Raw genomic sequence first — 18,214 nt, forward strand, 5'->3', positions numbered from 1 at the left:
CACCCCACCGGCCGGGAGGACAGCGCACATGAGCTTCTTCGGGATCCCCGAGCTCGACGCCAACATGGACGGCCTGCTGAACATGGTCGACCAGCTCGAGACGGTCCAGCAGCGGATGAACGACCTGACGGCCAGCGCCACCAGCGAGGACGAGTACATCACCGTCACCGTCGACGCGAAGGGCCAGGTCGCCGCGATCGACCTCAACCCCCGCGTCATGCGCAAGGCGTCCGAGGACCTCGCCGAGGAGCTCAGGGAGACGATCAACCAGGCGCACGCGGCGCTGGCCGAGCGCAGCCAGGAGCTCATGTCCGAGCTGAGCGGAGCGGCCGGGATCGACCTGGACACCGCGCTGAACGGTACGAGCAACGTCAAGGAAGCCGCCGAGGAGCTGATCCGGATCGGGCGTGGCGACGTGACGCCGGAGCAGGCGAACGCCGCGATGCGCGATGCCACCCACCGGGTGACCGGCTTCAAGCAGCCCTGACAGCAGCCCGAACCGTTCAGTCGACTCGGCATTCCGGGAGTCGGTCCAGGATCTGCGTCACCGTCTGCTCCGGCGTCTGGTCGGAGGTGTCCAGCCACAGGCCGAGCCGGGGCGTCTCGACGCGCAGTGCGGCGTCGAGGTCGGCGGCGGTCCAGCCGTCGGCGTACCCCGTCTTGGTCCGGCCGGCCTCCCGGCGTTCCACCACCTCCGGCCGCGGTGCGAGGACGACGACGCCGACCGGGCGGGTGCCCAGCGACTTTACGTACTCCATCAGGTGCTCTCCGATGATGATGTCCTGGACGACGGCGGTGTAGCCGGCCTCGGCGTAGGCGTCGGCCACCTGGGCGGAGATCCGAAAGCGCAGGCGGAGTTCGGCGTCCATGGCCTCCCCGCCGTCCGGCACGATCGGCGCCGCACCCGACACGATCATCCGGCGGAACACGTCGCCGCGTACGTGCGCGGACCGGTTCAGGCGTTCGGCCAGCAACTGTGCGACGGTCGACTTCCCGGCGGCCATGACGCCGGTCACCACGATCACCTTCGGGACCTCGGGTGCCTCGGACACCTCGGACATCTGGGGGGCCATCGGCCCATCGTGCCGGGCGGGCGCACCGCGGTGCACCTGGTTTGGATCTCGCCGGTCCCGTCACCGACGCCGGTCCCTGAGCCGCCGGCCCTGGCCCGACGGGCCCGCCGCTTCCGGGCCGGACGCCCATGGTGAGAGGGACGACATACCCGTGCCGCCGCGCGGACGCCGATGGTGGGATGCCGGGAGTGCAGGCGTGGTCCGTGGCGCCCGCGAATCTTTGTGTCTCCGCCCAAGGGGGTCCGGCCGTGGCTGTCGTACGACTGCACTCCTTCGCCGGCAATCTCGTCGAGGTGCCCGAAGGGGCGGTGGAGAGGTTCGCGGACGAGTTGCGCGGCCGGCTCATCCAGCCCGTCGACCCGGAGTACGACACGGCCCGGGCGGTGTGGAACGGCCTGGTCGACAAGCGGCCCGGACTGATCGCCCGCTGCGCCGACTCCGGCGACGTCGCCACCGCGGTGAACTTCGCCCGCGAGCACGACCTGCTCCTCGCCGCACGTGGTGGTGGGCACAACGTCTCCGGAATCGCGTCGTGCGACGGCGGCCTGGTCGTCGACCTGTCCCCGATGAGCGCGGCCCTGACCAATCCCGCCACCGAGATCGTCCGCGCCCAGGGCGGCGTGCGCATCGCCGACCTCGACCAGGCGACGCAGCCGTTCAACCTGGCCGTCCCGATGGGCGTGGTGAGCGAAACCGGTGCGGCCGGCCTCACGCTCGGCGGCGGCTTCGGCTGGCTGTTCCGCAAGCACGGGCTGAGCTGCGACAACCTGCTGTCCGCCGAGGTGGTGACCTCCGACGGGGGTACGGTACGCGCCGGGTCGAAGCCCAGCGAGGATCCGGACCTGCTGTGGGCGCTGCGCGGAGGCGGCGGCAACTTCGGGATCGTGACGGAGTTCGAGTTCCGTGCGCACCCGGTCGGGCCGGACGTGTTCTGCTCGCTCGTCGTGCACGCCGGCGCGGACGCGGGCGAGGCGCTGCGGGCGATCCGATCGTGGAAGGAGACGATCCCGGACGAGGTGGCGTCGCTCGCCATCCTGATGTACGGGCCGCCGATGGAAGGGTTCCCGCAGGAGTACGTCGGGCGGCCGGTGCTGATCCACCTGGCCACGTACGTGGGTGACCCCGACGAGGGCGAGCGCGTGCTGGCCGCGGCCCGCGCGCTCGGCCGGCCGGTCGTCGACCTCAGCGGGCGGCGTACGTACCTCGAACTGCAGGAGTTCTTCGACGCCGACTATCCCGCGCACGAACTCCGCTACTACTGGAAGTCCCGCTTCCTCACCGGGCTGGACGACGCGCTCATCGACACCATCGTGGGGTTGAGTGAAGCGGCTCCGTCCCCGCGGTCGACCATCGACGTGTGGCCGCTCGGCGGCGCGATGGCGCGGGTGCCGGCGGGCGACACCGCGTTCGGCGACCGGTCGATGCCGTACATGCTGGGCATCGAGGCGAACTGGGAGAATGCCGAGGACGACGACGCCAACATCGCCTGGGCGCGTGACGTGTACGAGCGGACAGGGGCGTACTCCGACGGGCGGGAGTACGTGAACTTCCCCGGCTTCTACGAGGCGGACGAACTCGCGCGGTCGACGTTCGGAGACAACTACCCGCGCCTGGTCGAGCTCAAGCGGCGCTTCGACCCGCAGAACCTCTTCCGCCTCAACCACAACATCTCCCCGACCGGCTGAGGTGCGCCTCGCCGGGCGTGGGCCCTCGACCGGCCTCGGTCTGGCTGTCGGCGCCAGGGGTGGGATGGGTTGTCGTACCCGGATGGGACAATGGTCGGCGTTGCCCTCGAGCCTGGCTTCGAGGGTGGATCTGCGGGGTTTCGCCGGGGTGGGGTCTGGTCGTTCGAACGGCTGTCGGCCCGGGCTAGGGCGTCGTACCGCAGGTCGGGAGGGCTCGCATAGTGGCCTAGTGCGGCGGTCTTGAAAACCGCTACCGAGGGACCCCTCTCGGTCATGGGTTCGAATCCCATGCCCTCCGCTCACCGGTATTAGCTGCTCTGACCTGCGGAAACGTGTTCTGCGGTCTGCTCGTTCCGACGGCCTGATTGATCTTATTGTGTCGCCGCGACGAGCCGGCGGATCCGCTGTCTCAGGGCTCTATTTCGGGGCCAGTTGGGTGCCGGAAGGAGCGGACGCGATCGTGGGCGTCGACTACAGCCTGGCGCGCCGGAGTTTCACGAAGCCGGATTGCCGGGTCGCCGCAGTCGGTCAGCCCGGCCAGGGCGATCAGAAAATGCGGTGGTCGGCGACCTGCGATCCCCCGCGGTCCTCAGCCTCTGGGGCCAAGTGTGTTCGTGACAAGGCCCGGCCACACAAGCTGGTGACGGCTCTGGATACACGTCGTCCACACGCCAACGAAGAATGACTCCCGACCTCGGCAGGACGGCCTATGCGGAACCTGAAACCAGCCTGTTCCGAAACTGTTCGTCATCCGAGTCAAGCGGTGGGTCATCAAGCCTCGCGATGAAGAAGGCTAGGAACGTGCTCCTGACGTTCGAGCCCGCCAGGAGTTCTCGCCATGACCACAAGTTCGGATGGGGCATGTGGATCGCTGCCTCCGCCGGAGTGAGACGAGCGATTGCGCTGGCAAACAGGTCGCGATCGAGTCGATAGACGTCCGTGTCAGCGACGTAGCCGCAAGTTCCCGCCAGCACGACGGCCGGAAGCGGGCGAACAGCCCCAGGCGCATTGATATGCCCGAACGTCAGGTGCGGCCCGTCCTTGCGCGCCACGCCGTATGCCACCGGAATCGCAAAGCCGGGGATTTCGTCCGCGAACCGCGTGTACGCGGCGCGGAGGTCTTGATCGGTCACCCATGCTTCGGACATTCGGAGCCCCTCGTGCGACGGGTCCAGCGGCCATTGACTGGGCGTTCGCCTACCGTGACTCGACTGCAACCCGCAGGCCCAGCGCGATGAGGACGGTGCCGCTGACTGCCTCGAGTCGGCGTCGGATGGCCGGCCGCCTGAACCACGCCCCGGCGCGCCCAACTGCGGCCGCCAACGTCAGGTACAGGACGATCTCGATCGCCACCTGCAACAGAGCGAGCAAGGCCGTGGTGGCCAGCAGCGGCTGGTCCATAGGCACGAACTGCGGGTAGAAGGCGAGCATGAAAACCGCGGCCTTGGGATTCGCAAGCATGACCACGACGCCCTCGATGAACGCCTTACGCCGCCCCGCGACAATCAGGTGCGGCATCGCGCCTTCGGCGTCGTCGACGGAGACGGATGCGCGGTTGCGCCAAGCTTTCACGCCGAGGTAGATCAGAAAGCAGGCACCAACAACGCGAAGGACGATGAACGCCAACTCGGATGCAGCCACAAGCGCAGCAAGGCCGGCGGCGGCGAGCAACGCCCACAGATATAGCCCGAGCTCAAGCCCGAGCACCGTCGTTACCGCGCCGGAGAACCCATACAGCGCGGCGCGGCGAAAGATCAAAGCCATCGCCGGACCCGGCGATGCCGAGATAAGCACCACGGCCACCACGAAGGCGGGAAGTGAAACGACGAGGTCCATGGGCAGATAATCCACGACCGACGTCGCGTGATCAACCACCTCGCACCAGGGGCACTCACCGGCGCGTCGGCCGTGCGGCTCGACGGTGCCGCCTCGACGGCGAAACGGCGTGGGATACCCGGGCGCTCAAGACGCCCATGATTGCCGGGCCGAGGTCACTGCGGTGTCCGCGCCCCGGGCCTCACCGCGAAGCAGGACGCCATCTGAAGCACGATCGCCCCCGATGAACGGATGCTCCGGGCGCGCCTCCAACTGCTTGGCGGGCCCCACTGTCAGGCTCTGCTGCCATGACGGAGGCGATGACCGGTGCCGAGATGTTCCTCGTGAGGATTGGAGACGCGGAGCGCGGCACTTGCCTCGACGCACTCACCGAGCACCACCGCTATGGACGCCTGAGTGCCGAGGAGTGCGACAGGCGCCAGCAGGCCGCACTGGAGGCGTTGACCGCGGCCGACCTGGGCAGGCTGGTTGCAGACCTTCCATCTCTGCCTACCGGAGTGGACCGGCGCGTACGTCGGCTCGCGGCTCGATAGACGCCCGCACGGCGGCACTCTGGGTAGCTCCACCGGTCGTCATCGTCAGTTCGGCTGCGATCACGTCGACGGTGATCCCGGACGCCTTGGGGATGGTTAGCACGCCAGTCCTGATCTGGGTCAGTGCGGTCACGGCGCGATTGGCTATGCGACCCACTGGGCCGTATCGCATTTTCGCCACAGGTAGGCCATCCGCTTTTCAATGGGCGGCGGGAGCGGCGCTAACTTCACTGCGGCGCTTCGCATGCCGACACGTGACGGGTTGGGAACCGTCGGCGGCGCGCAAGAGAAATGATCAGAACCTGTGGATGGCCCTCGGCCGGGTGACGTGAACGGACGCACCTTCCCGAGGAAGATCTGGAATCCATTGCACTCTGATCAGGACCGGCGTTGGCGCGTCGGTTCGGGAAGGTACGTCCATGCTCAAGGTAGTCCACGACGCGGAGGCCTCCAACGAGCCGGCCGGTGGGTCGTTGATCGACCAGATCGTCCGTAACGGGGCCCGGCCGCGTGGCGCAACCGGGTGTCGCTGGATGAGTTCATGCAGATGCTGGCCGCGGCGTTGCAGGCGGAGGTCGCCGCCTACGTCGAGGCGTTCACCGACGAGGTCGACGAGAACGGACACCGGCGGGTGGTCCGCAACGGACACCACGAGCCGCGAGAGGTGACCACGGCGGCGGGTGCGGTGCCGGTCCGGCAGCCGCGGGTCAATGACAAGCGGATCGATGCGGTCACCGGGAAGCGGAAGCGGTTCGCTTCGGCGATCCTGCCCGCCTGGGCGCGGAAGTCGCCGCGGGTCGCCGAGGTGCTGCCGCTGCTTTACCTGCACGGCCTGTCTTCCTCGGATTTCGGGCCCGCGCTGACCCAGTTCCTCGGCACCAGCCACGGCCTGTCCGCCTCGGTGATCACCCGCTTGACGAAGGACTGGCAAGACAAGGCGGCAGCGTTCAACAAGCGATCGCTGGCCGACACCGACTTCGTTACGTGTGGGTCGATGGGATCCACCTCAAGGTCCGCCTCGAGCAGGACAAGGTGTGCCTGCTGGTCATGGTCGGGGTTCGTGCCGACGGCAACAAGGAGCTCGTCGCACTCGACGACGGACACCGCGAGTCCACCGAGTCCTGGCTCGACCTGCTCCGCAGCTGCAAGCGCCGCGGCATGCGCGGCCCGGTACTCGCGGTCGGCGACGGCGCACTCGGGTTCTGGGCCGCGCTGCGCGAGGTGTTCCCCGACACCCGCGAGCAGCGCTGCTGGTTCCACAAGATCGCCAACGTGCTCAACGCGCTGCCCAAGTCGACCCAGCCCGGCGCGAAGGCCGCACTCGCCGAAATCTGGAACGCTGAGGACCGCAAGCACGCCGAGGCAGCGGCGAAGGCATTCACCACGGCCTACGGGGTCAAGTAGCCCAAGGCGGTCGCGAAGATCACCGACGACCTCGACGTGCTGCTGGCGTTCTACGACTACCCCGCCGAGCACCGGATCCACCTGCGCACCACCAACCCGATCGAGTCGACTTTCGCCACCGTCAGGTTGCGGCAGCGGGTCACCAAGGGCCCCGGATCCCGGGCCGCCGGCATGGCGATGGCATTCAAGCTCATCGAGTCCGCTCAGAGCCGCTGGCGCGCGGTCAACGCACCCCACCTCGTCGCGCTGGTCCGTGCGGGCGCGAAGTTCGAGAAGGGCAAGCTGGTCGAACGACCCGACGAATCAGGAGGTGGGACTCAAGCCGCGTGACACCCATCCACGGCCCGACAGACCTCTACCCCTCGGCTCGACCTTGAAGGCAGGACCATCAGTGTCAGAGTCCGCCGCCTCGCCCCCCGATTTCGTCCGCACCTACGAACAGGCCACCAACAGCCACGACATCGCCCAACTCACCCCGTTGATTGCTCCCGAAGCCGTCTGCTGGTTCTCCGACGGATCGCACTGCGGCCGAGACGCCATCCTTACCGCGATCGCCGAGACGTTCGCCACCATCCGCGACGAGACCTACGAGATCAGCGACCTGGAATGGATCGCCGTCAGCGGAAGCCACGCGGTCTGCCGCTACACCTTCCGCTGGGTAGGAACCATCAACGGGCAGCCCCGAACGGGCAGCGGTGTTGACGAGGAACCAATGTCCTCGTCAACACCGACGCCGGGCAGATACTTCACGAGCACCTGAGCACGTAGTCCCGTCGGTGGCACCGATCCACAGGTCTTGACAATTGCTCAGTCCGACAAGATGACCGGCCCTCGGCGGCCTTGGTCTCAACGACAAAGAAGGCAGAGGAACCCTGGGCCTTCGCTTCTCTTGACACCCAGACGACTATGTCCGCGCGAGGGCTGTTGTGCCCATGCATCGTGCGACGTTCCTAGTCCATCTGCGCCAAGTCGAACTTCCCGTCAACGACCAGTCGACGCACCCACTCTTGGCGAACAACTTCCTCAGGCTTGTGAGTGATGTCGACCCACTTATCGCGGAGGGGAACCCAGACCCACTTCCCGACTTGATGGATCGCTTTGCTGTCGTCGGCGAAAGGGCTGTCGGGCCTCTGAGGCGGCACGGCGTTGGGCATGTCGGGAGCCTAACGAAACGTCAGGACAAGTCCGACGATCCGGTTGCCGTGAAGAGTTTCCTTACTGGCTCAAGCGCGCCTGCGGCGCGACATGGTGGGGCCCCAGCGGGGACCCCGCGCTCCGGGCCTCCGGCCCTACGCGCACCCCCGCTGGGGCCCACCATTCCCAACCAATCAGGTGCAGATCCGGGTCATCACCGATTGCCCCGAACTGCTCCGCAGCGGTCAACTACGTATGTGTCCATCACCCGACCACTCCTCTCCGAGCCGGAAGCGCGAGCCCGGACAGCCAAGGCACTTATCGCCGGCGCTGTCGCGCTCGCAGCTTGGGCCATCTACCTCGGCGCTTCACTGCCACCCGGACCGCACCACTCCTGGTCATCGACCTGGACCGGGCTCGACAATCTTGCTCTCACATGGGCCGGACTCGATGGCATCGAGTGCATCGCGCTCACCACCCTTGGAGTCGCGATGCTCCTGGATCGACCGCTCCTCGCATCCGTCACGGGCCTGTTGGCTCTCCCCGTGTTCGCCCTCGATGCCTGGTTCGACGTGATGACGAGTCTGACCCGCGGCGAACTCGATGCCGCGCTCGCCATGGCGGCGCTCGCGGAGATTCCCCTGGCCCTGCTGCTCGCGCTCATAGCAAGACACGAAATGGCCCGTGCCGTCTCGGCTCTTTCGCCGACCTGACGCACACGCCGCCGACCCGATCCAACAGGATTTGCATGCCGGCACCCGACAAGGGCGTTACGCGTCGCTACGCGATGGCCTCCGGCCACCCTTGACCCCGGACACCACCAGGGCTGGTTATTGGGTAGGTGGCTCTCCCCTGTCCAACTGCCCCTTTCCTGCCCCCGCGACCGTCTGGGCGGCCCTCAGCAACAAGCAGGAATCGCCCCCGCAGCACGCCTGTGGACAGTGCGCTCAGGAGGGCCAAAAGCCAGCCAAGGGCCTTCCGTGCGTAGTGTCAGAAGCCGCATCGATCACTACCGGACCAAAGGACATGGTGGTCGAGGTTAGCCGCAATCATCTCTTCCCCCGCAGCGGTGACATCTGCTGCAGCGATGTCGCTCGTATCTCCGACGTCTCCAGCCATTCGCCGAAGGCTGCGTTAGCGTCGCTCACAGGATGGCACGACTTATCGTCCAACTGGTGAACGCTGCGGCCGGGGGAATTTCCGTCGAGGCTGGGCCTCAGCGTGTATCTGCCCAGGCGTCGTTCTTCGCCGCCACCGCCGGAGTGGGCGATGGCAAGCCGACGCGCGCGATCACGAGCGGCGCGCCGGACAACGAAGGATTCGTGGCGCTCGAGCTCGCCGATCTCGTCCATGAACGCACGGTGGTCGTGGACGCGCTGCTTGACGGGACGAGCACGCTCGGCCAGCCCCGCCGACATCACCGCCCTGGCCGCCTCGCCAGGCACGATCCGCGGTTACGAAGAGTTGAAACTCGCGAGCGCCGCCGAGTTCCGCAAGCAGGCGGCCGAGCTTCTCACCCGCATCCAGCGACCCGGCCCGGAGCCCGCGCTGCGCCCCGGGCTGGAGAACCGTGCCCCAGACGACGGTCCTGGGCTACCGCGACACGCCGACCTCGCCGTCCGGGTCAGGCGTGTAGCAGGTCCACCCGCCCACGCGCTCGCTGAGCGGCTTGTCGCACTGGTCCTCGCTGGACCCCACCGTCCGGAACGCCACGACGGCCCCGGCCCCGAGGACGACCAGCACGACCAGGGCGATCACTTTGGCTCGTATCGACAATCTCATGCGCGCTCCCCTTCCCACCTGACGCCGGGACGAAAACGGATGTAGTAGCCCCTACCACCGCCTCCGCCGCCGCACGTAGGCCTGTAGCTCTACCGGCGGGGTACCGAGCTTTGGGGTAATTGTGGGCATCAAGGACGGCTGGGTCGCCCCGCCGGTACCGGCGGGTCTCCAGATACGCCCGCCGGGTCGCGCAGTTGCGCTCCCAAATCTTCGCCGACGGGGGAGGCGGCCGTGGCCTGCGCGTACGTGTTCCCTTGGTCGCGGTTTCGCAGCTGTCGGGTTCCATCCGCAGCAGTGGGCAGTGGGCAGTAGGCCTCGTCCAGCAGTTCGGCAACGGAGCTGGCGCCGACACGCTCGGAGGCGGCGAGGACCATCCGAGCCGACGTCCATGCGGACCTCCGGGACGCGGATGTGGATCGAGTTGCGGGCTGATTCTGACCGGCAGCCACGCCTTTTCAAGAGCAGCGCTCGGCAGAAGCACTTCACCACGAGGCGCGGCATTCCAAGAGTTGTTTACTGACCCACGCTCCTAGACGCAGACCCAGCAGTAGATCCGAGCCGGACGAGGCGGTCGCCCTGATCTGCTACACGCCGTGGTCCGGGCCGAGCCCGTGGATGGAGGCGGGTCCGGTGTTCGTGCACGCCGAGCGGTGCGCGGGCTACCTGACGCCGGACCGCTATCCGGAGAACATGGCCCGGGGCAGGTGCATGTTCAACACCTTCGACCCAGACGGCAACCGGGCGTACGACCACATCACGTTCGTCTCACCGGGTGATTCCTACGAGGAGACGCTGGCCGAACTGCTGGGCCGGCCCGAGGTGGCGTTCGTGCACGTCCGCAGCGTCGACGCGGGATGCCTGGCCTTCGAGGCGCGCCCGGTCCGGTAGGTCTTCCGCCGTACGATCCCGGGCATGCTTCCCACGCTCGACGGGTTCACGCTGGAGTTGGTCCCGCACTGTTCGTCGGTGCCCCGCGAGGGCTGGTCCGGTGAGCACCGGGTCCGTCCCCTCAGCGAAGAAGGCCATGCGCAGGCCCGCGCCCTGGTGGGTGCGCTCGGCATCGACGTCGATGCGATCTACAGCAGCCCGGCGCTGCGGTGCCGGCAGACGGTTTCGCCGCTGGCCGATGTCGTCGGCCTGACGGTCATCGAACTGGCCGAACTGGACGAGGCGGCGGGGTTCGGGGAGCCGAGTGAGTGGATCGACGGGATCTTCGCGCCCGTCGGGATGGCGATCGGTGGCGCGTGGTCGGCCGGCCGTGCGGTGCGGGCCCTTGCCCTGATGGCGCGCAGCCATCCCGGCGGGCGAGTGGTCGCCAGCTCGCACGGGGACGTCATCCCGGTCTTCCTGTCGCTGGTGGCCGGGATGTACGACCGGCCGCTGCCGGCGGTGGTCGATCGTGGCGGGTGGTACCAGCTGCGGTTCGCGACCGGCACCGTGACGCTCACCGGTCACGACCAGGCCGCCACGACCGCGCGCTGAGAACGGGGTCCACTTAGCCCGGATTCACCGATGGGCGTGGTGGTGTGAGCGTGGCGTGAGGAGCGGATGCCCTTGTGTGTTGGAGGATCGGACTTGTCGAAGGTCGAAACTCTGGCACTACGAAGGGCATCCGCAAGATGCAACTGTCTCACACGTTCGCGGCGACTTCGGCGGTGTTCGACGAGCCGAATCTGGTGTCGTCGGCAGGCCTGGTCCCGGTGATGGGGCTGGCGGAGTCGGCTGGGTTGGCCGACCTTGTCGATGCATGTCTGAGCGTGCCGACCGATAAAGGTGCCAACGCCGGCTCGAAGGTGGCGTCGCTGGTGGGTGGGATGGTCGCCGGGGCGGACAGCATCGACGACATGGCGCTGCTCCGCCATGGTGGGATGGGCCGGGTCTTCACCGGCACCTATGCGCCGTCGACGCTGGGGTCGTTCCTGCGCTCGTTCACCTTCGGCCACGTCCGCCAGCTCGATGCGGTCGCCTCGCGGCTGCTGACCGGGCTGGCGACCAGGACGCCGCTGGTGGCCGGGATCAACGGCATCAATGACTACGCGGTCGTCGACATCGACGACACGATCGTCGAAGTCCACGGGTATGCCAAGCAGGGGGCGGGGTTCGGCTACTCCGGAGTGCGCGGCCTGAACGCCCTGCTGGCCACGCTCACCACCGGGCAGACCGCACCGGTGATCGTGGCGCAGCGGCTCCGCAAAGGCTCCTGCGGCTCCGCACGCGGCGCGAAACGCCTGGTTCGTGACGCGTTGAAGACCGTGAAGACCCTCCGAGGCGCCGGCACCGAAGAGTCGTCTGCGGCCCCTGTGCTCGTGCGGGCGGACTCGGCGTTCTATGGCCGGCCCACCATCGCCGCCGCTGTCGGCGCGGGCGCGCAGGTGTCGGTCACCGTCCGCCTGGACACGCCCGTGAAGAAGGCCATCGCCACCATCGCTGACGACGCGTGGCACACGATCGAGTACCCGCACGCGGTCTATGACGAGACCACCGACTGCTGGATCTCCCGGGCTCAGGTCGCAGAGCTACCGTTCACCGCCTTCAGCGGGAAGAAGAAGGCCGACCAGGTGCCCGGCCGGCTGGTGGTCCGCCGCATCCCCGACCTCAACACCACACCCGGGCAGGACGGCCTGTTCGACGTGTGGCGGTTCCACGCCTTCTTCACCACCGTGCCCACCCAGGCGATGGACACCGTGACCGTGGACAAGACCCACCGAGCCCACGCGATCATCGAACAAGTCCATGCCGACCTGAAGAACTCAGCCCTGGCGCACCTGCCCTCGGGCCGGTTCGCCGCGAACGCCGCCTGGCTCGTCCTGGCCGTGATGGCGTTCAACCTGACCCGCGCCGCGGCCACTCTCACCGGGCCGGCGCTGGCCCGCGCGACCACGGCCACGATCCGCCGCAAGCTGATCGCCGTCCCCGCACGCATCGCGCACTCCGCCCGACGGATCACGCTGCACCTGCCGACCGCCTGGCCGTGGGAAACCGCGTGGACACGCCTGTTCACCCACGCCTGCGGGCCACCCACCCCGGCAACAACCTGACCACCCAGCCTCCTACGGCGCGAACCGGAACCCCGAACGTGGACACCTGGCAACCAGGCCAGGCGAAAGCGCCTGCCCCCAACCACAGCCCAGCAGCAACGCGCCCCCGGAAACGATCACCTACAGCCCATCGGTGGATTCGGGCTTAGCGGCAGCAATCACCGGGGTGGGTGCAGTCCTAGCCGAGCTGCTTACGCTGTCCAACCGCGTTGTGAGCGGTGCACTGCAGCTCGCCGCGGGCGTCCTGGTCGCCATCGTTTTCGTTGACCTGCTACCGCCTGCGGTGAGGGGCCTGGTGCTGGGTCGAGTCGTGCTCGCGTTCTTTGTTGGAAGCGCCCTCTTCGTGGCCTTCGACTACGCCTCGGCATGGCACACCGCCAGACGTGGGAAGGACGAGGCGTCTACCGGCTCGGCCGGCCTGTTCGTGGGTGTCGTTGGTGACTTCCTCATCGATGCAGTCGTCATCGGCATCGGGGCGGCCCTCGACTTGGGCACCGGACTACTCCTGGCGACCGGAATGGCTATCGCCCAGGCACCACTGGCCTTCGTCGCCATCGCAACCGCCAAGGCTCAGGGGATGCCCACCAACCGGCGTCGATTACTGATCGCGGCTTTCTTCGCGATCATCCTGGTGGGCGTACTGCTTGGATACCTGGTGCTGCAGAACCAGTCCGAGACCGTCATCTTGACGCTGACCGCGGCCAGCGGGGGCTTTCTGATCACCGCCGTGGCCGAGATCATGGTCCCTGACGCGATCAGGTTTCTCGAACGGAAGGGCCCTAGCCTCACGCCGATCTGGTTCACCATCGGCCTTACCGGCATGGCCCTGTTCAAGCTCACCAGCAAATGACCTCCCCAGTCGTGCTGGATAGCCGTCGAGGCGCAGCCCGCGCCTCCACGTCTGTCCGGGGGGTGCCTCTCCCAGCGGTCGGTCAGCTTGCCCACACCCTGCTCAGGTTCTGGGTACGCCGCTTGCGGTGGCCGTCCGATGGGAGGGCACCCGGATGAGACCTCCCACAAGGGGCTAAGCGTCAAGACTGCTGATCGGCCCGGTCTGACCCTGCCTTGCAAAGGACCGTTGAGGTCTCAGACTGCCGTGAGGGTCGATCCTCGCAGTGTCCCGACCCCGCCGGCATGACCGTCGTTGACCGCTGCGGACCGTGATCGGCCCTGGCTTGGGGCACGCGGAGGGCACGCGACTTTTGTCGGAAGGGCAGGAGTTGCCGTTACACGGTTCGAAGCCAGGCGTCGGCGGCGGTGAGCAGCCCATCAATCCATGGCACGCCCTCACGACGACACCAATCGGCGTTGAATATCGCGTTGTGCGCCTGATACAGCGGCAGTGTCCGATCGAGCCGGGCACGGTCAATGCCGGTCTCGGGGACGTAGCAGTCCAGGAGGGTGGGCAACACCATCCCCGGCGCCGGGCAGTCAGCGGGACCACCGGCCTGTACCTTCGCAAACTCGAAGACAGGATCGGCCACGATCGCCCCGCCCCAGTCGACGATGCCGGTCACCACGCCGCTGTCGGGGTCGACGAACGTCTCACATCCAGTGAGATCGCCGTGCACCAGGCTCCCCCGGTCGATCACCGGTGTGGCCTCCTCGAACACCTTGATCGCCATCGTCCGAAAGGCGTCTGTGGCGTGGCCGGCCTCGACCAGGGCGTCCAGATAGCCGCGTGCTGTCTGCAGGACCCAGGCGGGCCAGGAGCCGCACGTGCCGTGCCCGGCTGCATCCAGTGGACCGAAACCTCTCGGCTGAACTTGGTGCAGCCTGGCCAAGCAGCGGTCAAGTCCATTGGCGTGGTGTAGCGGTCGTGTCGCGTGATCCTCTTGGTGGTTAGGCGCTGAGCGCCTTGAGGTCGGTGTCGGTCACCTCCTCGGTCTCGGTGGCGCGGGCTTTGGCGAGGAGGTCCAGGCCGAGGTAGCGGCGGCCTTCGATCCATTCGTCGTGTTGTTCGGCGAGGACGGCTCCGACGAGGCGGATGAGGGAGTTGCGGTCGGGGAAGATCCCGACGACGTCGGTGCGGCGGCGGATCTCGCGGTTGAGGCGTTCTTGGGGGTTGTTGGACCAGATCTGTCGCCATAGCTGCTTGGGGAAGCCGGTGAACGCCAGCACGTCGGTCCGGGCGGCCTCGAGGTGGTCGGCGACCTTGGGTAGCTTGTCGGCCAGGGCGTCCAGGACGCGGTTGAACTGGTCGTGGACCGCGGCGGTGTCGGGCTGGTCATAGACCGAGTGCAGCAGCGTCCGCACCCACGGCCAGGACGCCTTCGGGGTCACGGCCATGAGGTTGGCGGCGTAGTGGGTGCGGCACCGTTGCCAGCCCGCGCCCGGGAGTGTGGCGCCGATCGCTGCGACCAGACCTGCGTGGGCGTCAGAGGTCACCAGGCCCACGCCGGACAGGCCGCGGGCGACCAGGCCGCGCAGGAATCCCAGCCAGCCGGCGCCGTCTTCGGCGGAGGTGACGTCGATGCCGAGGATCTCTCGGTGTCCGTCGGCGTTGACACCGGTCGCGACGAGTGCGTGCACCCCGACGACCCGGCCGCCCTCTCTGACCTTCAGCACCAGGGCGTCCATCGCGACGAACGTGTACGGACCTTGATCGAGGGGGCGGGTGCGGAACGCCTCGACCTGCTCGTCCAGCTCCGCCGCCATCACGCTCACTTGTGACTTGGACAGGCGGGTGATGCCGAGTTGTTCGACGAGTTTCTCCATCCGCCGCGTCGATACCCCGAGCAGGTAGCAGGTGGCCACCACCGACGTCAGGGCCCGTTCGGCCCGGCGTCGCCGTTCCAGCAGCCAGTCCGGGAAGTACGAACCGGAGCGGAGCTTGGGGATCGCGACATCGATCGTGCCGGTACGGGTGTCGAAGTCGCGGTGACGGTAGCCGTTACGGGAGTTGGTGCGGTCCGGGCTGGGCTGACCGTAGGGGGCGCCGCAGACCGCGTCGACTTCGGCACCCATCAGGGCGTCGATGAACGTCGACAGCAGGTCGCGCAGCAGGTCCGGCGACGCAGCAGCCAGCTGTTCGTGCAGGAACCGGTCAGGGGTCATACTGGGCTTGGCGGTCATCGCGTAGGTCTCCTTGAGCTTGAGCGGGAACTCAGTTCGAAGGATCACGCGATGACCGCCCTTACGCGTCTACGACACGCCCATCAACAAGGCGCCTGCGGTACACCACTCTGCTGGACGCCACTCAAGCAGCGCGCGATGTCGGGCAAGGTTCGGGGCGCCAACGCCTGGTTCTCGGGCGCCCATTCCACGCCTTCCACCTTGGACATCGCGAACCAGTGATTGCCTGGTACTCGAGTGTCGGTACCGGTGGCCAGCACCCTAGGCACTGGGATACCGGCCTCGCGGGCAAGGCCGATCGTGGTCACTTCCGCGCGGACGTCCGCGTCACCGGCCGCCTTGGCGAACACCACGCCCGCCGGTGTGGTCGCACCGACCACCACCCTCGGCCCCCAAACTTCGGGAAACTCAACGGTCTCCGGCTCGCCAAACGCCTCGCGTAACACGTCAACAATCGCCTGCTGATCCGGCGTCATACCGAGCGACGCTAGGCAGCTCAGGGGCCGGCCTGCAAACGCATTTCCCACCATCCTCACGCGCTTCCGCGGGTAGTGCACTCAACGGTGACGCTCCTCTGCCGCAGCGAACCAGATCTAGCTACGCGTGATCCGCGCAATGTGTGTTGCCGAGGCGTCAGGTCTCCTGGCATGCTCGCGAGCCGGAATCGTCGAGGATAGGAGCAGCGATGGGGATCGTGAGGTGCGACGTCACCGTGTCCCTTGACGGGTGCATGGCGGCTTCTGGGCAGACCCTGGAGAATCCCATGGGTGAGGGCGGCATGCGGACCATGGCATGGCATGACTCCGAACCGGACGCGTCTCCCTTCACCGGCACCCCGAACCCCACGGGAGCGTTCGTGATGGGGCGGAACATGTTCGGCCCGGACAGAGGTGAGTGGGACCTGTCCTGGCGCGGGTGGTGGGGTGAGGAGCCGCCGTATCACGCCCCGGTGTACGTGCTCAGCCACCACGCGCGCGAGCCATTGCCGATGAAGGGCGGCACGACGTTTCACTTCGTCACCGACGGCATTGAGTCCGCACTGGAACAGGCACGCAAGGCGGCCGATACCGACGACGTGCAGATCGCCGGCGGCGCTAGCACGGTGCGGCAATATCTCAGGGCCGGGCTGCTGGAGGAACTGGTGCTGCACGTCGCGCCGGTAACAGTGGGCGGCGGCGAACGACCGCTGGACGATGTTGGGGCCCTGGACTTCGATCTCGTCGCCATTGCCTCGGGTCCAGCAGTGACACACCTGAAGTACCGGCCCACGCGATAGACAGCACGTCGCTCTGACCACCTCGACCGTGACGCCGACCAATAGCGCGACTGGAACCGAACATCGTCGCCTCGGGATGGCCAGCAAGCTGTGGCACCCGACGGCAGGACGGGTGGATCCTGCCCTAGTGGTGCTGGTCACCGACGAGGGTGAGCTCAGCGGCGTGGTGCACTAGGACGGCGCCGCCCGCGGTGACGCACGCTTCGCGATCGTGACGATGCGCTTCTTGGCGCCGTTCCTGTCGTGTGTCGAGACCTCCGGCCTCTGGATCGCTGGGAAGCTTAGGTGGGCAGGGCGACCTGTCTCAGGACGTTTCAGCGCCAAACTGCTGGTCGTCGCCACGTTGTTGGTCGTCGCCGAGGTCGCGGTCGTCGACGTCGAAGTGACGCTGGCGGTCTGCGAGTGGTTCGGCATCCCGGTACGGTCCGAGGCGGTCGCCCTGGCTTCCCCGCGCCGCGGCAGGGAATGGTCGCCCGTCCGGGACGTGGCGGGTGCCAGGGCGACCACCACGTCAACAGGAGCAGTGGTCCGGCAGCACTGCGAGGCAGATGGCGAGTCCGCTCGGGTGCCCGTACGGTCGGCGGACCCGCCCCGCTGCCTCCAACGGAGAGGTTTCCTCGGCCTGCTGCGGATCCAACCTGCCAGGCCCCGTCACTGTCATGAGCGCCATCCGCAGCGGCTCCTGGCGCAGCGGCGGCTCCGGCCAGAAAGGGCCCCGAACTCCTGTAGTCTCCGGGAGATGATCGGCCCGGGTGGCTCTCGCCAAGGCTTCGGCCGCGAAGCGTGCACCTTACTTACCTAGCTGGGGCCGGTGCAGGTGGCCGGGGCGATCGCAGAACCGGGATGGGTCACAGAAAGGTCGGAGGGTTTGGCCGGTGTCCTCGTTTTGTCCGGGGAGAGCGGTGGCCCGTAGCCTGTCCCGGCGCGGTGGGCAGCTTGGCTGTCCTCTCCGATCTGGCCCGTGGTCCCTCCGGCGGCGCCGTACCGGTCGATGAACTGCATCGCCGGCGCGAGGTCAAGGGTGTCGAGGGCATCACTGCACTCCCAGGCGGCCCAGGCCAATTCCTGCTCTGGTGGCCGACGAACATGTCGACCCAGCCGAGGAGCGCCACGATCCGCCCGTCGCACAACAACACGTTGCCGCGGTAGAAGTCCGCATGCAGGGGCTGGTGGTTGGTCCGGGTGTTGCCCCTGACCAGATCGGCTGTTGCTAAGTGGCAGCCTGAGGCTTGGTTTCGTTGCTGTGGCTGCAGTTTGTTGCCGAGCAGGCGTAGACGGTGCAGTGGTGCAGGGAACCCGTCGTTCCGGCCGAGGTCTGCCGCCGCTGGGACGATCCGGCTGGTGGGTCCGTGCCGATTACTCGGGCCGGTCGGCCGGT

General features: G+C 67.6%; 19 protein-coding genes, 1 tRNA gene and 1 pseudogene. 12 read left to right on the top strand and 9 right to left on the bottom strand.

Translation table 11 applies throughout. The features are described 5' to 3' along the window. Positions 1 to 28 precede the first annotated feature (28 nt). Positions 29 to 487, top strand: a complete 459-nt coding sequence (locus F4554_RS01235; RefSeq protein ID WP_179785648.1) for a YbaB/EbfC family nucleoid-associated protein — start codon at positions 29 to 31, stop codon at positions 485 to 487. 16 nt (positions 488 to 503) lie between these two features. Here F4554_RS01235 and F4554_RS01240 read toward each other — a convergent pair whose 3' ends face one another. Next, positions 504 to 1,073: an AAA family ATPase gene (locus F4554_RS01240; RefSeq protein WP_238341182.1), complete on the bottom strand. Its 570-nt coding sequence runs from the start codon at positions 1,071 to 1,073 to the stop codon at positions 504 to 506. 248 nt (positions 1,074 to 1,321) lie between these two features. Between F4554_RS01240 and F4554_RS01245 the strand changes: the two genes are divergently transcribed. Next, on the top strand, positions 1,322 to 2,758 hold the full coding sequence (locus tag F4554_RS01245; protein ID WP_337795825.1) for an FAD-binding oxidoreductase: 1,437 nt from the start codon (positions 1,322 to 1,324) through the stop codon (positions 2,756 to 2,758). A 207-nt stretch (positions 2,759 to 2,965) separates the two neighbouring features. Further along, positions 2,966 to 3,056, top strand: a tRNA-Ser gene (locus F4554_RS01250). 409 nt (positions 3,057 to 3,465) lie between these two features. Here the strand turns inward: F4554_RS01250 and F4554_RS01255 are convergent. Next, the gene (locus F4554_RS01255) at positions 3,466 to 3,906 is read right to left on the bottom strand and encodes a hypothetical protein (RefSeq protein ID WP_179785650.1); all 441 of its coding nucleotides are present in this window, start codon (positions 3,904 to 3,906) and stop codon (positions 3,466 to 3,468) included. Positions 3,907 to 3,955: 49 nt separating this feature from the next. Beyond that, a complete protein-coding gene (locus F4554_RS01260; protein WP_179785651.1) occupies positions 3,956 to 4,594 on the bottom strand; it encodes a LysE family translocator in 639 nt (212 codons plus the stop codon). 314 nt (positions 4,595 to 4,908) lie between these two features. Here F4554_RS01260 and F4554_RS33910 point away from each other — a divergent pair, with 314 nt between their 5' ends. The 3 genes and pseudogenes from F4554_RS33910 to F4554_RS01275 all read left to right on the top strand — a co-directional run bounded on the left by F4554_RS33910 (position 4,909) and on the right by F4554_RS01275 (position 7,291). Then, the gene (locus F4554_RS33910) at positions 4,909 to 5,127 is read left to right on the top strand and encodes a DUF1707 SHOCT-like domain-containing protein (RefSeq protein ID WP_420360742.1); all 219 of its coding nucleotides are present in this window, start codon (positions 4,909 to 4,911) and stop codon (positions 5,125 to 5,127) included. A gap of 419 nt (positions 5,128 to 5,546) precedes the next feature. After that, positions 5,547 to 6,861 (top strand): annotated as a pseudogene (locus tag F4554_RS01270) (IS256 family transposase). A 61-nt stretch (positions 6,862 to 6,922) separates the two neighbouring features. Beyond that, positions 6,923 to 7,291 (top strand): DUF4440 domain-containing protein, encoded by a 369-nt coding sequence (locus tag F4554_RS01275; RefSeq protein WP_179785653.1) that lies wholly within the window; start codon positions 6,923 to 6,925, stop codon positions 7,289 to 7,291. A 190-nt stretch (positions 7,292 to 7,481) separates the two neighbouring features. Here F4554_RS01275 and F4554_RS01280 read toward each other — a convergent pair whose 3' ends face one another. Continuing rightward, positions 7,482 to 7,685 carry a hypothetical protein gene (locus F4554_RS01280; RefSeq protein ID WP_179785433.1) on the bottom strand — a complete coding sequence of 68 codons (204 nt, stop codon included), beginning with the start codon at positions 7,683 to 7,685 and terminating at the stop codon, positions 7,482 to 7,484. A gap of 237 nt (positions 7,686 to 7,922) precedes the next feature. Here F4554_RS01280 and F4554_RS01285 point away from each other — a divergent pair, with 237 nt between their 5' ends. After that, positions 7,923 to 8,378: a hypothetical protein gene (locus tag F4554_RS01285; RefSeq protein ID WP_179785654.1), complete on the top strand. Its 456-nt coding sequence runs from the start codon at positions 7,923 to 7,925 to the stop codon at positions 8,376 to 8,378. A 336-nt stretch (positions 8,379 to 8,714) separates the two neighbouring features. Here F4554_RS01285 and F4554_RS01290 read toward each other — a convergent pair whose 3' ends face one another. Beyond that, positions 8,715 to 9,017: a hypothetical protein gene (locus F4554_RS01290; protein WP_179785655.1), complete on the bottom strand. Its 303-nt coding sequence runs from the start codon at positions 9,015 to 9,017 to the stop codon at positions 8,715 to 8,717. A gap of 241 nt (positions 9,018 to 9,258) precedes the next feature. After that, positions 9,259 to 9,447, bottom strand: coding sequence for a hypothetical protein (locus tag F4554_RS01295; RefSeq protein ID WP_179785656.1), 189 nt, complete (start codon positions 9,445 to 9,447; stop codon positions 9,259 to 9,261). 516 nt (positions 9,448 to 9,963) lie between these two features. On the opposite strand from F4554_RS01295, the gene F4554_RS01300 reads away from it, so the two are divergent. The 4 genes from F4554_RS01300 to F4554_RS01315 all read left to right on the top strand — a co-directional run bounded on the left by F4554_RS01300 (position 9,964) and on the right by F4554_RS01315 (position 13,335). Beyond that, a complete protein-coding gene (locus F4554_RS01300; RefSeq protein WP_179791219.1) occupies positions 9,964 to 10,335 on the top strand; it encodes a DUF1203 domain-containing protein in 372 nt (123 codons plus the stop codon). Between the two features lie 24 nt (positions 10,336 to 10,359). Next, the gene (locus F4554_RS01305) at positions 10,360 to 10,929 is read left to right on the top strand and encodes a histidine phosphatase family protein (RefSeq protein ID WP_179785657.1); all 570 of its coding nucleotides are present in this window, start codon (positions 10,360 to 10,362) and stop codon (positions 10,927 to 10,929) included. 137 nt (positions 10,930 to 11,066) lie between these two features. Next, the gene (locus F4554_RS01310) at positions 11,067 to 12,485 is read left to right on the top strand and encodes an IS1380 family transposase (RefSeq protein WP_179785658.1); all 1,419 of its coding nucleotides are present in this window, start codon (positions 11,067 to 11,069) and stop codon (positions 12,483 to 12,485) included. Between the two features lie 211 nt (positions 12,486 to 12,696). Then, entirely contained in the window at positions 12,697 to 13,335 is a 639-nt protein-coding gene (locus F4554_RS01315; protein ID WP_179785659.1) for a ZIP family metal transporter, read from the top strand. Positions 13,336 to 13,711: 376 nt separating this feature from the next. Here the strand turns inward: F4554_RS01315 and F4554_RS01320 are convergent, their stop codons facing one another. The 3 genes from F4554_RS01320 to F4554_RS01330 all read right to left on the bottom strand — a co-directional run bounded on the left by F4554_RS01320 (position 13,712) and on the right by F4554_RS01330 (position 16,036). After that, positions 13,712 to 14,269, bottom strand: coding sequence for a phosphotransferase family protein (locus tag F4554_RS01320; protein ID WP_179785660.1), 558 nt, complete (start codon positions 14,267 to 14,269; stop codon positions 13,712 to 13,714). 58 nt (positions 14,270 to 14,327) lie between these two features. Then, entirely contained in the window at positions 14,328 to 15,560 is a 1,233-nt protein-coding gene (locus tag F4554_RS01325) for an IS256 family transposase (RefSeq protein ID WP_179791220.1), read from the bottom strand. Positions 15,561 to 15,643: 83 nt separating this feature from the next. Then, entirely contained in the window at positions 15,644 to 16,036 is a 393-nt protein-coding gene (locus F4554_RS01330) for a phosphotransferase (protein WP_179785661.1), read from the bottom strand. Positions 16,037 to 16,245: 209 nt separating this feature from the next. Between F4554_RS01330 and F4554_RS01335 the strand changes: the two genes are divergently transcribed. Next, positions 16,246 to 16,836 (top strand): dihydrofolate reductase family protein, encoded by a 591-nt coding sequence (locus F4554_RS01335; RefSeq protein WP_179785662.1) that lies wholly within the window; start codon positions 16,246 to 16,248, stop codon positions 16,834 to 16,836. Positions 16,837 to 18,214 lie beyond the last annotated feature (1,378 nt).

The organism is Actinopolymorpha rutila (assembly GCF_013407855.1).
Classification (GTDB): domain Bacteria; phylum Actinomycetota; class Actinomycetes; order Propionibacteriales; family Actinopolymorphaceae; genus Actinopolymorpha; species Actinopolymorpha rutila.